Origin of the sequence: Methylobacterium sp. CB376 (assembly GCF_029714205.1) — a bacterium.
Classification (GTDB): Bacteria; Pseudomonadota; Alphaproteobacteria; order Rhizobiales; family Beijerinckiaceae; genus Methylobacterium.
This window is the reverse complement of the sequence record NZ_CP121648.1, coordinates 2,375,923-2,389,630: the sequence shown is the minus strand read 5'-3', so window position 1 is coordinate 2,389,630 and position 13,708 is coordinate 2,375,923. Positions and strand designations below refer to the sequence as shown.

Below are 13,708 nucleotides of genomic sequence, written 5' to 3'. Positions count from 1 at the left end.
GTGCCGCCCGTTCTATCGCAGCCGGGCCCGGACCTTCGTCCGGATGGGACCGGACATGGATGAGACTACCCCCTCGACGCGACCTGCCGTCACCCGCGCCGTGTACGGAGCCCCGCCGCCGGACCTGGTTCCGACCTGCGAGGGCGCACGCCAAGTCTCCCCGCTGGTCCCGGGCGCCGCGGCGCTGGAGGACTTCGCCGCGGACACGCTCGACGAGGTGGTGATCCTGGCGCCGCCGGGCACCGCGGAGCGGCGGGCGGTACTCGCGCAGGGGTTGCGGGTGCTGCGCCCCTCCGGCCGCCTCACCGCGCTGGCGCCGAAGGACCGCGGCGGGTCGCGACTCGGGCGGGAGATGGCCGGCTTCGGCTGCGCCGTCGCCGAGACCGCCAAGCGCCATCACCGGATCTGCCGGGCGGAGCGGCCGGCGGCGCCGGTCGGGATCGAGGCCGCGCTCGCGGAGGGCGCCCCGCGCTACCTCCCGGACCTCGGGCTGTGGACGCAGCCCGGCATCTTCAGCTGGAACCGGATCGATCCCGGGACGGCGCTCCTGCTCGACACCCTGCCGCCGCTCAAGGGACGCGGCGCCGATCTCGGCTGCGGCCTCGGCGTGATCGCCCGGGCGGTGCTGGCCTCGCCCGCGGTGACGGCGCTGACCCTCGCGGACATCGACCGCCGGGCGGTGGCGGCCGCGCGCCGCAACGTCGAGGATCCGCGCGCGCACGTCGCCTGGGCGGATGCGCGCCGCGCCGACGCCCTGCCCGGGCGGCTCGACTTCGTGGTGACGAACCCGCCCTTCCACCTGAAGGGGAGCGAGGACCAGGGGCTCGGCCAGGCCTTCATCCGCCGCGCCGCGGAGGTGCTGCGCCCCGGCGGCGCGCTCTGGCTGACCGCCAACCTTCACCTGCCCTACGAGGCCGTGCTGGCCGAGGCGTTCCGGACGGTCACGGCGCGCGCGAGCGGCCACGGCTACAAGGTCTACGAGGCGATCCGATGAGCCGCACCCCCACCATCCGCCTCGACAGGCTCCTCGCCAATCTCGGCTACGGCTCCCGGCGGGAGATCCAGGCGCTGGCCCGGGCCGGACGCATCCGCCTCGACGGCGAGGCCCTGCGCGAGGCGGACGGGCGGATCGCCGCGACGGCGGACCTGCCCGCGCGGCTCACCGTCTCGGGCGAGCCCCTCGACCCCCCTGCCCCGCTCGCCCTGATGCTGCACAAGCCGACCGGCGTCACCTGCTCGCACAAGGAGGCCGGACCGCTCGTCTACGGGCTGCTGCCGGAGCGCTGGCGCCGCCGGGAGCCGGCCCTCTCCACGGTGGGCCGCCTCGACAAGGACACCTCCGGCCTGCTCCTCGTCACGGATGACGGGGCGCTCCTCCACCGCATCATCTCGCCCAAGGCGAAGATCGAGAAGCAGTACAGGGTGGAGCTGGACCGGCCCCTGCGCGGCGACGAGGGCGCGATCCTCGTCTCGGGCACCCTGATGCTGGAGGGCGAGGAGGCGCCCCTGCTGCCGGTCGGCTTCACGGCCCAGGGGCCGCGGCAGGCGCGCGTCGTCCTCACCGAGGGGCGCTACCACCAGGTGCGCCGGATGTTCGCGGCGCTCGGCAACCACGTCACGGCCCTGCACCGGGACCGGGTCGGGGGGCTGACCCTGCCCGAGGACCTCGCGCCCGGCGCCTACCGGATCCTCGATGCCGCCGCGCTGGGGCGGATCTTCGCCTGAGGGCTCAGCGCAGGCCGTTCCACTGGGAGATGTCCCCCTTGGCGAGGCCGCCCACGCGCGCGTGCGGCCGCCCGCCGGTCGTCATGGCGAGGGCGAACAGGATCTCGTCGGCCCGCGGCGCGTCGGCGACGCAGACGGTGATCCCGTCGAAATGCGAGCGGACATAGGCCGCGTCCTTGTGGTGGATCGGCACGTCGAGGATCGCCCCCATCGGCCCGACCTTGGTCATCGAGGGCACGATGGCGAGGGCCTGCCCGAGGCGCTCGCGCATGGCGTAGCCGCCCGGAACGTGCCAGAGGGCGCCGTGCTCCAGCTCCCCCGCCGCGCCGACCAGCGAGCCCTTGCCGTAGGCCTCGATCCGGCCCGGATCGCCCCCGAGGGCCCGCAGCAGCTTGTCGGCGCATTCGAGCCCGAGCGGCTTCAGCGCCTCCATCATCGGGGTGATCTCGGGCTCGTAGCGCCCCGCGAAGGGATTGCGGACCACGCAGGCGAGGGCGCCCTTCAGCACGGGCGCGGCGAGGATCGGGCCGCCGTCGTGGCGCACCTCCTCGACGGTGACGACGATCTTGCGGACCTCGATCATGGGCGCCTTCCCCGCGCAGCTCGACGGGCCGATATCCCATGCCGCGGGCCCCGTGGCGACCCCGACCTGAGGCACGAAGGTCCCTGGACCTGAGGCACGAAGGTCCCTGGACCTGAGCGCCGGTTTCGGCCCATGCAGGGCCTCGGAGCCGATCGGGAGGAGAGAGCATGGATCAGACCGACCTCGGCGCGGCCCCGCGCGAGGCAGGAGGCTCGGAGGCACTCGACGTGCTGGTCGTCGGTGCGGGCATCTCGGGCATCGCGGCCGGCCACTACCTGCAGACGCTTCTGCCCGGGGCGCGCTACGCGATCCTGGAGGGCCGCGAGGCGATCGGCGGGACCTGGGACCTGTTCCGCTATCCCGGCCTGCGCTCGGATTCCGACCTCTACACGTTCGGCTACTCGTTCCGGCCCTGGCGGGAGGAGCGCTCGATCGCCGAGGGCGCGGCGATCCTGGCCTATCTGCGCGAGACCGCCGCCGCCGCCGGCATCGACCGGAAGATCCGCTTCGGCCACCGGGTCGTGAGCGCGGCGTGGCGCTCGGAGGAGGCGCGCTGGACCGTGGAGGCGGAGGCGGGGCCGCAGCGGCGGGCCGCCCGCTTCAGCTGCCGTTTCCTGTTCCTCTGCACCGGCTACTACGATTACGACCGGGGCTACCTGCCCGACTGGCCGGGCATGGACCGCTTCCGCGGGCGCCTGGTGCATCCGCAGGATTGGCCGGCCGATCTCGACCATGCGGGCAAGCGCGTCGTGGTGATCGGCAGCGGCGCGACCGCCGTCACCCTGGTGCCCGAACTCGCCCGCACCGCCGCGCACGTGACGATGCTGCAGCGCTCGCCCTCCTACGTGATGTCGCTGCCGGCGGAGGACCGGGTCGCGACCTGGATGAGGAAGCGGCTGCCCGCGGCCCTCGCCCACGGCCTCGCGCGCTGGAAGAACATCGCGCTCGCGATCGTCCTCTTCCAGTTCGCCCGCCGCCGGCCCGAGCAGCTCGCCGGCCTGCTGCGCAAGGGCGTCCAGGCCCAGCTCGGCCCCGACTACGACGTCGCGACGCATTTCACGCCGCGCTACAAGCCCTGGGATCAGCGGCTCTGCTTCGTGCCGGACGGCGACCTGTTCAAGGCGATCCGCTCAGGCCGGGCCTCGGTGGTGACCGATCACGTCGAGACCTTCACGGAGACGGGCCTGCGGCTGCGCTCGGGCACGGAGATCGAGGCGGACGTCATCGTGGCGGCGACCGGGCTGCGGCTGAAGATGCTGGGCGGCATGACGCTCAGCGTCGACGGTCGGCCGGTCGTGGCCAGCGAGACCTTCCTGTACAAGGGCATGATGCTGAGCGGGGTGCCGAACCTCGCGGTCTCGATCGGCTACACCAACGCGTCCTGGACGCTGAAATCCGAGCTCACCGCCCGCTTCGTCTGCCGGCTGATCGCCCGCATGGAGGCGCGGGGCGACGAGTGGTGCGCGCCGCGCCGGGGCGCGGCGGAGGGCGAGGAGCCGGTGATCGACTTCACCTCGGGCTACATCCAGCGCGGCTTGGCGCTGCTGCCCAAGCAGGGCACGCGCAAGCCGTGGCGGCTGCACCAGAACTACGTGCTCGATCTCGCGGCCCTGCGCTTCGGCGCGGTGGAGGACGGCGCGCTGGAATTCGGGCGGCGGGCGCCGCCGGGACGGCGGGCCGCGTGAGGCGTCCACCGCCCGGGGCCGGTCCGGTCCGGCCCGCGGCTCAGCCCGTCGTCGCCCGGGCGCTGCGCCGCTTGCGGGCGTAATCGAGGAGCGCCTCGTCGGCGCCCTCGGGCAGGATGATCGCCACGCTGGCGAGGAGGTCGCCCCGCGTGCCGTCCTTCCTCGGCAGGCCCTTGCCGCGCAGGCGGAAGGTGCGGCCGGAACTGGTCATGGCCGGGATCTTCATCTCGACCGCGCCGGTCAGGGTCTGGATCCGCACCGGCCCGCCCAGCACGGCGTCCTCCAGCGGCACCTCGACGCTGGTGCGCAGGTCCGCGCCCTCGACCTGGAAGCGCGAATCCGCCGCGAACCGGATGGTGAGGAGCGCGTCCCCCGCCTCGCCGCCGCCCCGGCCGGGATGGCCGAGGCCACGCAGGCGGATCGCCTGCCCGTCGGTGACGCCCTTGGGCACCACCACCTCGACCTCGCGGCCGGTGGGCAGGCTCAGCCGCAGCTTCGCCTCGCTGGCGACCTGGTCGAGGGTCACGGTGAGTTCCGCCGCGACGTCGTCGCCCTTCTGGGCCGTGGTCCGGGCGCCGGCCCCGGCCGCGCCGCGGAAGGCGTCGCCGAACAGGTGCGAGAAGATGTCCTCGCCGAAGCCGCCCGCGCCGCCCGCGCCGCCGCGCCCGCGCGCCATCGACTCGAAGTCGAAGCCCGAGAAGCCGCCCCGCGGCCCGCCGCCGCCGCCCGTGAAACCCTCGAAGCCCTGGAAGCGCGGCTTGCCCTCGGCGTCGATGGCGCCGCGGTCGAACTCCGCCCGCTTCTTGGCGTCGCCCAGGATCTCGTAGGCCTGGTTGACCTCGGCGAAGCGGTCCTTGGCCTTGGCGTCGTTCTTGTTGCGGTCGGGATGATAGGTTTTCGCGAGCTTGCGGAAGGCCTTCTTGATCTCGGCCTCGTCGGCGGTGCGGCTGACGCCGAGCACGTCGTAGGGATTGCGCATGGGGATCCGGTGCCGTTGCGGAGCCCGGGCGGTGGCGCTCCGTGATGATCTCTGCCGCCAATGTGGGAGATGTGTTGCCGGTTTGCAACGCCTTGGCGACCCCGCGGGCGGCGGGACCGCCGGGCCGGCCATTCGGGCCGGGGCCCCGCCCGGTCAGGCCGGGGCGCGCGTCGCCTTCAGGCTCTTGAGCTCCCAGGAGCCTCCCGAGGGCCGGCAGCCGGTGCCGCGCACGAAGCGGCTGCCGGTGGGCGCGATCACCGTCGCCAGGAAGTTGCGGCAGATCTCGTCCTGCGCGACGTAGGGCAGGCCGGTCGGGTTGACCATGCCGCGCATCTTGGAATCCGGGTTGTCCCACTTCACCGGCCGGCCGTTGCCCTGGGGATCGAGGGCCACCGCGAGGGCGGCCCTGGCGCGGCGCCAATCCTCGGCCGTGAGGTCGCCCCCGAAGCTGCGGGGCGCGACCGGCCCGATGCTGCCGGTGCTGGTCGGCTCGGGCGCCGGCGCCTCGGCCTGCGGCTTGGCCTGGAAGACGAGCAGCGGCTGGCTGCAACCCGCCCCGGCGACGAGCAGGCCGCCGGTCAGCGCCGCGCGGAGGAGGCGTGCCGCCGGGCGCCGTGTCGCTGGGGAATTCGCTTTACACACGTGACGACGCATACCACCTGTACCCACCGCGGGACCGGCCCCAGCGCCGCGACGCGAGCCTGCGACGCCGGCCTGTCCTCGCATCCGATGTCACATGAAAGGGACGATGCCGTGGCCGCGTTAACGAACGGTGATTTCACCGAGCGCACGGATCCCTGGGCGCTGTTCACCGAGTGGTTCGAGCAGGCGCAGGGGTCCGAGCCGGAGGATCCCAACGCCATGACGCTCGCCACGGCCGGCCGCGACGGGCTGCCGGATGCGCGCATCGTCCTGCTGAAGGGCTTGGACGCGCAGGGCTTCGTCTTCTACACCAATTCCCGCTCCGCCAAGGGGCTCGAACTCGCCGAGAACCCGCAGGCGGCGCTGCTGTTCCACTGGAAGAGCCTGCGCCGGCAGGTGCGGGTGCGGGGCGCCGTGGGGCGCGTCGAGGATGCGGAGGCCGACGCCTACTTCGCCACGCGGCCCCGCGACAGCCGGATCGGCGCCTGGGCGAGCCGGCAATCCGAGCCCCTGGAGAGCCGGGGCGCCCTGGAGCGGGCCGTGGCGGAGGCCGCCGCGCGCTTCGGCGAGGACGAGGTGCCCCGGCCGCCCCACTGGACCGGCTTCCGGGTGACGCCCGTCACGATCGAGTTCTGGCAGAACGGCGACTTCCGGCTGCACGACCGCGTCCGCTTCACCCGGGCCGGCGAGGGCTGGGAGCGCAGCCGGCTCTTCCCGTGATGCTGCGCTGCGGCACCGCGAGGCTGGATTTCCGCCCGACCCGGGCTTAGACCTGACGCACGACCCGCGCCGCCGAGGGGCGGCGCGCCCCGCACCGGATTCGAGACAAGCCTTGGCCCAGTCCAGCAACGAACGCCGGCGCGTGATGCTGCTCACGGGCGCCAGCCGCGGCATCGGCCACGCCACCGTCAAGCGGTTCTCCGCGGCGGGCTGGCGGGTGATCACCTGCTCGCGCCACCCCTTCCCGGAGAACTGCCCCTGGGAGATGGGGCCGGAGGACCACCTCCAGGTCGACCTCGCCGACCCCGCCGACACCGTGCGGGGGGTCGAGGAGGTGGCGCGGCGCCTGGAGGAGGAGGGCGGCCTGCTGCACGCCCTCGTCAACAATGCCGGCATCTCGCCCAAGGCCCCCGGCGGCGAGCGGATGGGCGCCATCGCGACCCCGTTCGACGATTGGCAGCGGGTGTTCCAGGTCAATTTCTTCGCGCCGATCCTGCTCGCCCGCGGCCTGTGCAACGAGCTCACCCGGGCGCGGGGCTCGATCGTGAACGTCACCTCGATCGCCGGCTCGCGGGTGCATCCCTTCGCGGGGGCGGCCTACGCCACCTCGAAGGCGGCGCTCGCCGGGCTGACCCGCGAGATGGCGTCGGATTTCGGGCCACTCGGCGTGCGCGTGAACGCGATCTCGCCGGGCGAGATCGACACCTCGATCCTGTCGCCGGGCACCGACAAGCTCGTGGCCCAGATTCCGCAGCGGCGGCTCGGCACCCCCGACGAGGTGGCGAAGGCGATCTACTTCCTGTGCACCGAGGCCTCGTCCTACGTGAACGGGGCGGAGCTGCACATCAACGGCGGCCAGCATGTCTGAGCGGGCGGCGCTCGCGCTCGCCCTGCTGGTCGGTCTCGCGGCCGGCCTCACCGCCGCCGCGCGGGCCGAGCCCGCCGTCTCGCTCCTGCCCCTGCCCTTCCGGGTGACCGAGATCCGCGGCCCCGGCAGCGAGGTCTCCCTCGCCGCCGAGACCTCCGGGCTGATGCCGCGCGGCCGCCCGGGCGGCGTCGCCGTTGCCTGGGGCGCCGAGGGCGGCGCGATCGTGTCGCTCGACGAGGGCGGCGTCGCCGCGACGCCGATCCCGGCCTGGGCTGCCGAGGGTCTCTCCGCCTCCGAGACGCCGCGGGGGGCGGTGCCGGGCTCCCGGCGGGCCCTGTCCGGCCCGGTCTCGGCCTTCCTCAGCCATCCGCGCAGCGCCCCGGACGGCCGCCCCGCCGCCGCGACCGTGACGGTGCGCGAGCGCCAGCCGGTGGCCCGCAGCGCCGACCCGAAGCCGGTCCCGATCGCCACCTCGACGGTGGCGGCGGGCGAGGACGCGGTCTTCGCCGGCGGGACGGTCCAGGCCGTCGACCTCGACGGGCGGCTCTGCCTGCTCGCCGCCAAGGTCCGGGCCGACAAGGCGAGCCTCGTGGTGATCGCCCGCGAGGGCGAGAGCTGGGGCGTCGCCGCCGAGACCCCGGCCGAGGGCGGCGTGCCGGGCCCCGCGGCTTCGGGCGATTTCGAGGGATCGGGCCGCGTCACCCTGGCGCTGGTGCGGGGCGCGCCGGGCGAGGGCCGCCTGCAGCATTGGCGGATCGGTCCCGGCGGCGCCGTCCTGGCGGGCGAGGCGCCCGGCTATGCCGAGGCCGGCGCGGCGGCGGATCTCGACGGCGACGGCGTGCCGGCGCTCGCGGTGCCGACCCGCGACCGCTCCGCCCTCGCCCTGCTCTCCCTGAAGGGCGGCATCGTCGAGCGCGCCCGCATCGCCCTGCCTTCCCCGGCGCGGGCCGCGCCGGTGGTGCTGGGCCGCGGGCGCGGCCTCCACATCCTGGTCGCGCTCGAGGACGGCCGCGTCGCCGACCTGCGTCCGTGACGGCGAGCGACCCGCAGGGCCGGCGCTACCCGGCCCGCCCCTACCTCGCCGCCTCCGTGGCGGTGGTGCGCGGGGGCCGGGTGCTCGTCGCCTCCCGGGGCGGCTCGCCCCTGCACGGGCTCTACTCGCTGCCCGGAGGGCTGGTCGAGCCGGGCGAGCGCCTCGCCGAGACGGCCCTGCGCGAGTTGCGGGAGGAGGTCGGGGTCGAGGCGGAGATCGTGGCCGGCCTGTCGCCGACCGAGGTGATCGAGCGCGACGGCGACGGCCGCGTGCTGCACCACTTCGTGATCATGGCGCACGCGGCGCGCTGGCTGCGCCACGAGCCCGCCCCGGGCGACGAGGCCCTCGACGTGCGCTGGGTGACGGTGGCGGAGGCGGCCGCCCTGCCGACCACGGACGGGCTGCTCGCGATCCTGGCCGAGGCGGTGGCGGCGGTGGAGGGCCCGCCGTGAGGCGGCTGCTCGCCCTCGGGCTCGCGGCTCTGCTCGGGCTCGCGCCGGCCCCGGTTCTCGCGCAGCAGGGGCGGGCGAAGCCCGCCGCGCCCGCCAAACCGCCCGAGAAGGAGCCTCCCCCGCCGCCGGAAGCGCCGGCCCCCTACGACAAGGACCTGCTGCGCCTGTCCGAGATCATCGGGGCGCTGAGCTTCCTGCGCGACCTCTGCGGGCAGGCGGACGCGGCCGAGTGGCCGGCCCGGATGAAGGCCCTCCTCGAGGCGGAGGGGACCACGCCCGGCCGCCGCGACCGGCTCGCGGGCGCCTACAATCGCGGCTATCGGGGTTACGCGGTCAATTACCGGATCTGCACGCCCTCGGCCCAGGAGGCCTCCGCCCGCTTCATCGCGGAGGGCGAGCGGCTGAGCACGGCGCTGGCGGGGCGGTTCGGAGGATAGCCGCGCGCAGGCTCGCTGCCGCGCCCATCGATCGAGAACCGCCTCACTCCGCCGCCTGCAATTCCCGCTCGCGCCGGTAGGGATCGGCAGGGTCCGCCTCGCCCTCCCCGCCCTGGGGCCTGTCCGGCCTCGATCCGGACAGGTACTGCGCGAGCGTGTCGAGGTAGACGTAGATCACCGGCGTCGTGAACAGGGTCAGCACCTGGCTCACCGCGAGCCCGCCGACCATGGCGTAGCCGAGGGGCTGGCGGATCTCCGCGCCGGTGCCGGTGCCGAACATCAGCGGGATGCCGCCGAGCAGGGCCGCCATCGTGGTCATCAGGATCGGGCGGAAGCGCAGGATCGCCGCCCGCCGGATCGCCTCCTCGGAGGAGAGGTGCTCGGCCCGCTCCGCCGCGATGGCGAAGTCGACCATCATGATCCCGTTCTTCTTCACGATGCCGATCAGCAGGATGATGCCGATGAGGGCGATCAGGCTGAAGTCGAAGCCGAAGCCGAGCAGCATCGCCAGCGCGCCCACGCCCGCCGAGGGCAGCGTCGAGAGGATCGTGAGCGGGTGGATGTAGCTCTCGTAGAGCACGCCCAGGATCAGGTAGACCACGATCAGGGCCGCCACGATGAGCAGCGGCACCGTGCTGAGCGATTGCTGGAAGGCCTGGGCCGTGCCCTGGAAGCCGCCCATCACGGTCGGCGGCACCCCGAGGTCGCGGCTCGCCTGCTCGATCGCCGCCGTCGCCTGGCCCAGCGCCACGTTCGGCGCGAGGTTGAAGCTGATCGTCACCGCCGGGAACTGGCCCTGGTGGCTGATCGAGAGCGGGCGGACCGGGTCGGTGGACCAGGAGGCGAAGGCCGCGAGCGGCACCTGCCCGCCCGTCGTCGGCGACTTCACGTAGATGCTGCGCAGCGTCTCCGGCGTGCCCTGCAGGGCCGGCAGGATCTCCAGGACCACGTGGTAGCTGTTGAGCTGCGTGAAGTACTGGGCGATCTGGCGCTGGCCGATCGCGTCGTAGAGCGTGTCGTCGATCAGCTGCGGCGTGATGCCGAAGCGGGAGGCCGCGTCGCGGTCGATCCGCAGGGTCAGCGTGGTGCCGCTGGTCTGCTGGTCGGTGGCGACGTCCCGCAGCTCCGGCAGCGTCCTCAGCTTCTCCAGGAGCCGCGGCGACCACGTGTTCAATTCGTCGAGGTCAGGGTCCTGCAGCGTGTACTCGAACTGCGTGCGCGAGGCGCGCGCGCCGGTCCGCACGTCCTGGGCGGCCTGCAGGAACACCTTCACGCCCATCAGCCGGTCGAGCTGCGGCCGCAGCCGCCGGATGATCTCGAAGGCGTCCGCCGTGCGGTGGTCGCGGGGCTTGAGCGTGATGAACATGCGCCCGGTATTGAGCGACTGCCCGTTGCCGCCGATCGCCATGGCGATGCTCGCGACGTCCGGGTCGGACTGGATCACCCGGCCGACCTCCTCCTGGCGCCGCTGCATGGCCCGGAAGGAGATGTCCTGCCCGGCCTCGGTGATGCCGGTGATGAGCCCCGTATCCTGCTGCGGGAAGAAGCCCTTCGGGATGATCATGAACAGGTGGACCGTGAGCGCCACCGTCGCCAGGAAGCTGAGCAGGGTGATGAAGCGGTGGCGCAGGGCCACGTCGAGGGCGGCCGCGTAGCCGCTCACCATCCCCTCGAAGACGCGCTCGCTGAAGCGGTAGAGCCGGCCGTGCCGCTCCTCCGCGTGCGGCCGCAGGAAGCGCGAGGCCATCATCGGCGTCAGCGACAGCGACACGAAGGCCGAGACGCCGATCGCCATCGACAGGGTGACGGCGAATTCGCGGAACAGCCGCCCGATGATGCCGCCCATCAGCAGGAGCGGGATCAGCACCGCCACGAGCGAGACCGAGATCGACACGATCGTGAAGCCGATCTCGCCCGCCCCCTTGAGGGCCGCCTCGCGGGGCTTCATCCCCTCCTCCAGGTAGCGGGCGATGTTCTCCAGCACCACGATGGCGTCGTCGACCACGAAGCCGACCGAGATGGTGAGCGCCATCAGCGAGAGGTTGTCGAGGGTGTAGCCGGCCATCCACATCAGCGCGCAGGCGCCCAGCAGCGACAGCGGCACGGTGATGCTCGGGATCACCGTCGCCCACAGGCTGCGCAGGAAGACGAAGATCACCGCCACGACGAGGCCGATCGTCAGGAGCAGGGTGAATTGCACGTCCTCGACCGCGGCGCGGATCGTCTGCGTGCGGTCGCTCAGCACCTCGACCTTGATCGCGGCCGGCAGGGCGGCGCGCAGGCGCGGCAGCTCGGCCTTGATGCGGTCGACCGTGTCGATCACGTTGGCGCCGGGCTGCTTGAAGATCACCAGGAAGACGCCGCGCTGGCCGTTGGTCCAGGCCGCCTGCTTGGCGTCCTCGGGGCCGGCCACCGCCTGCCCGATGTCGCGCACCCGCAGCGGCGCCCCGTTGCGGTAGGCGATGATGACGTTGTTCCAGTCCTTCGCCTCGGTCAGCTGGTCGTTGGCGTAGACCGTGAAGCTGCGGGTCGGCCCGTCGAAATTGCCCTTCGGGTTGTTGACCGTGGTGATCGACAGCTGGGCGCGCACGTCCTCGAGCGACAGGTCCTTGGCGACGAGCTTGGCCGGATCGACCTGGATGCGCACCGCCGGCTTCTGCTGGCCGCCGATCAGCACCTGCGCGACGCCCGAGATCTGGCTGATGCGCTGGGCGAACTGCACGTCGACGGCGTCGTCGACCTCGATCAGCGGCAGCGTGTCGGAGGTCGCCGACAGGATCAGGATCGGCGAATCGGCCGGGTTCACCTTCCGGTAGGTCGGCGGGCTCGGCAGGTTCTTGGGCAATTGCCCGCCCGCGGCGTTGATCGCCGCCTGGATGTCGTTCGCCGCCGCGTCGATGTTGCGCGACAGGTCGAACTGCACCGAGACCGACGAGACGCCGAGCGAACTCGACGACGTCATCTGGCTGACGCCGGGGATCTGGGAGAACTGGCGCTCCAGGGGCTGGGCCACCGAGGAGGCCATGGTCTCCGGGCTGGCGCCCGGCAACTGCGCCGTCACCTGGATGGTCGGGAAGTCGACCTGGGGCAGCGGCGCGACGCCGAGCAGCGGGTAGGCCACGATCCCGACGAACAGGATCCCCGCCATGATCAGTGAGGTCGCGACGGGATAGCGGATGAAATAGGCTGAGATGCCGCCCTTCATGGTTCAGGGCGCTCCGGTCGCGGGGGCCTGCGCCTGGGCCGTCCCGGTGGGCCGGCGCTCGGCCACGGGGCCGCCGTCCTGCACGCGGGACTGACCCTCCTTGACGACGCTCTGCCCCGGGGTGAGCCCCTGGCGGATGACGGTGCGGCCCTCGCTGGAATGCCCGGCCGTGATCGGCTGCACCCGCGCCTTGCCGTCCTCGCCGACCACGAAGGCGTAGAGGCCCTTCGGCCCGTGCTGCACGGCGTCCTCCGGCACGGTCACGGCCTCCTTCTCGACCCCGATGCGCATGCGCGTCGAGACCGAAAGGCCCGGCCAGAGCGCGTGGTTCCGGTTGGGGAAGCTCGCCTTCAGGCGGATCGTGCCGGTCGCCGTGTCGACTTGGTTGTTGATCACGCTCAGCGTGCCGTCCGAGAGCTTCCGCTGGCCGTCGGTGGACCACGCCTCGACCGGCACCGGGCCGGCCGCGTGGGCCTCGGCGATCTGCTGCAGCTCCTCCTCGGGCGCCGTGAAGACGACGTAGATCGGCTCGACCTGCGTGATGGTGACAATGCCGGTCTGGGTCGAGGCGTTGACGATGTTGCCGACGTCGACCTGCCGGAACCCCGTGACGCCGTCCAGGGGGGCGCGGATCGTGGCGTAGCCGAGCTGGGTCTCGGCGTTGTCGATCGCCGCCTGATCGGAGGCGACCTGGGCGGTGAGCTGGGCCACCGTCGCGCCCTGGGTCTCGGTCTGCTGGCGGGAGGCGTACTCGCCGAGCTTGGTGTAGCGCTCCAGGTCCGCCCTGGCGTTGCGCAGGTTGGCCTCGTCCTGGGTCTTCTTCGCCCGCGCCTGGTCCAGGGTCGCCTGGAAGGGACGCGGATCGACCTGGACGAGCAGGTCGCCCTTGCGCACGACCTGCCCCTCCCGGAACGCCACCTTCTGGATCTCGCCGTCCACGCGGCTGCGCACCTGGACGGTGTTGTAGGCCTGGACGGTGCCGAGCCCGCCGAGCACCACGTTGAAGGGGCCCTGCTCCACCCTCGCGAGGAGCACCGGGACCGGGGCGGGCGCCCGCGCGGCGCGCGGCGCCGGCGCGGCGGCCTGGTTGCGCTGCCACGCGTAGGCGCCGCCGCCCCCGACGAGAAGCAGGAGCATGAGGATCACGGTGCCGCGCCGCGACCGGCGCGGGGACCTGCTCGTTCCTGACGACATCGGACGGGTCGGACCCTCTCGAGAGCGCGGCGGGAGAGGCTTCGGGCTCTCCCGTCCTGGTATTGATACCGATTCCAAGGCATGCCGCATGCCGGTCTTCTACGCATCGACTGTTTCTGGTGTGTTTGCCGAGCTATGCGTGACGGGGCCGGGTGCCGCGCGGGGGACGCGACGCCCTGCCGCGC

At 73.2% G+C, this 13,708-nt stretch carries 13 protein-coding genes; 8 read left to right on the top strand and 5 right to left on the bottom strand.

Annotated features, from left to right (window positions below; all coding sequences use genetic code 11):
* The first annotated feature begins 55 nt into the window (after nucleotides 1-55).
* Together QA634_RS10675 and QA634_RS10670 are read left to right on the top strand one after the other, a co-directional pair.
* On the top strand, nucleotides 56-994 hold the full coding sequence (locus tag QA634_RS10675; protein WP_012331977.1) for a class I SAM-dependent methyltransferase: 939 nt from the start codon (nucleotides 56-58) through the stop codon (nucleotides 992-994).
* A complete protein-coding gene (locus tag QA634_RS10670) occupies nucleotides 991-1,725 on the top strand; it encodes a pseudouridine synthase (protein WP_012331976.1) in 735 nt (244 codons plus the stop codon). The genes QA634_RS10675 and QA634_RS10670 overlap by 4 nt, the downstream gene beginning before the upstream one ends.
* A 4-nt stretch (nucleotides 1,726-1,729) precedes the next feature.
* Here the strand turns inward: QA634_RS10670 and QA634_RS10665 are convergent, their stop codons facing one another.
* Complete coding sequence (locus tag QA634_RS10665; protein ID WP_012331975.1) at nucleotides 1,730-2,308, bottom strand: amino acid synthesis family protein; 579 nt, start codon at nucleotides 2,306-2,308, stop codon at nucleotides 1,730-1,732.
* A 167-nt stretch (nucleotides 2,309-2,475) separates the two neighbouring features.
* Between QA634_RS10665 and QA634_RS10660 the strand changes: the two genes are divergently transcribed.
* Nucleotides 2,476-3,993, top strand: a complete 1,518-nt coding sequence (locus QA634_RS10660) for a flavin-containing monooxygenase (protein WP_012331974.1) — start codon at nucleotides 2,476-2,478, stop codon at nucleotides 3,991-3,993.
* Between the two features lie 40 nt (nucleotides 3,994-4,033).
* Here the strand turns inward: QA634_RS10660 and QA634_RS10655 are convergent, their stop codons facing one another.
* Nucleotides 4,034-4,972: a DnaJ C-terminal domain-containing protein gene (locus tag QA634_RS10655; protein ID WP_012331973.1), complete on the bottom strand. Its 939-nt coding sequence runs from the start codon at nucleotides 4,970-4,972 to the stop codon at nucleotides 4,034-4,036.
* Nucleotides 4,973-5,125: 153 nt separating this feature from the next.
* A complete protein-coding gene (locus QA634_RS10650) occupies nucleotides 5,126-5,626 on the bottom strand; it encodes an RT0821/Lpp0805 family surface protein (protein ID WP_043701060.1) in 501 nt (166 codons plus the stop codon).
* Between the two features lie 75 nt (nucleotides 5,627-5,701).
* Between QA634_RS10650 and pdxH the strand changes: the two genes are divergently transcribed.
* The 5 genes from pdxH (at nucleotide 5,702) to QA634_RS10625 (ending at nucleotide 9,124) form a co-directional block, all read left to right on the top strand.
* Complete coding sequence (gene pdxH, locus QA634_RS10645; protein WP_012331971.1) at nucleotides 5,702-6,334, top strand: pyridoxamine 5'-phosphate oxidase; 633 nt, start codon at nucleotides 5,702-5,704, stop codon at nucleotides 6,332-6,334.
* Nucleotides 6,335-6,479: 145 nt separating this feature from the next.
* A complete protein-coding gene (locus tag QA634_RS10640; protein WP_043701057.1) occupies nucleotides 6,480-7,202 on the top strand; it encodes an SDR family NAD(P)-dependent oxidoreductase in 723 nt (240 codons plus the stop codon).
* Nucleotides 7,195-8,235: a hypothetical protein gene (locus QA634_RS10635; protein WP_012331970.1), complete on the top strand. Its 1,041-nt coding sequence runs from the start codon at nucleotides 7,195-7,197 to the stop codon at nucleotides 8,233-8,235. Before QA634_RS10640 ends, QA634_RS10635 begins: the two co-directional genes overlap by 8 nt.
* Nucleotides 8,232-8,687, top strand: a complete 456-nt coding sequence (locus QA634_RS10630) for an NUDIX hydrolase (RefSeq protein WP_012331969.1) — start codon at nucleotides 8,232-8,234, stop codon at nucleotides 8,685-8,687. Before QA634_RS10635 ends, QA634_RS10630 begins: the two co-directional genes overlap by 4 nt.
* On the top strand, nucleotides 8,684-9,124 hold the full coding sequence (locus QA634_RS10625) for a TIGR02301 family protein (RefSeq protein ID WP_012331968.1): 441 nt from the start codon (nucleotides 8,684-8,686) through the stop codon (nucleotides 9,122-9,124). The genes QA634_RS10630 and QA634_RS10625 overlap by 4 nt, the downstream gene beginning before the upstream one ends.
* 43 nt (nucleotides 9,125-9,167) lie before the next feature.
* On the opposite strand, the gene QA634_RS10620 is transcribed toward QA634_RS10625, so the two are convergent.
* Both QA634_RS10620 and QA634_RS10615 read right to left on the bottom strand, forming a co-directional pair.
* Entirely contained in the window at nucleotides 9,168-12,329 is a 3,162-nt protein-coding gene (locus QA634_RS10620) for a multidrug efflux RND transporter permease subunit (RefSeq protein ID WP_012331967.1), read from the bottom strand.
* A gap of 3 nt (nucleotides 12,330-12,332) precedes the next feature.
* Nucleotides 12,333-13,466, bottom strand: a complete 1,134-nt coding sequence (locus tag QA634_RS10615) for an efflux RND transporter periplasmic adaptor subunit (RefSeq protein ID WP_012331966.1) — start codon at nucleotides 13,464-13,466, stop codon at nucleotides 12,333-12,335.
* Nucleotides 13,467-13,708 lie beyond the last annotated feature (242 nt).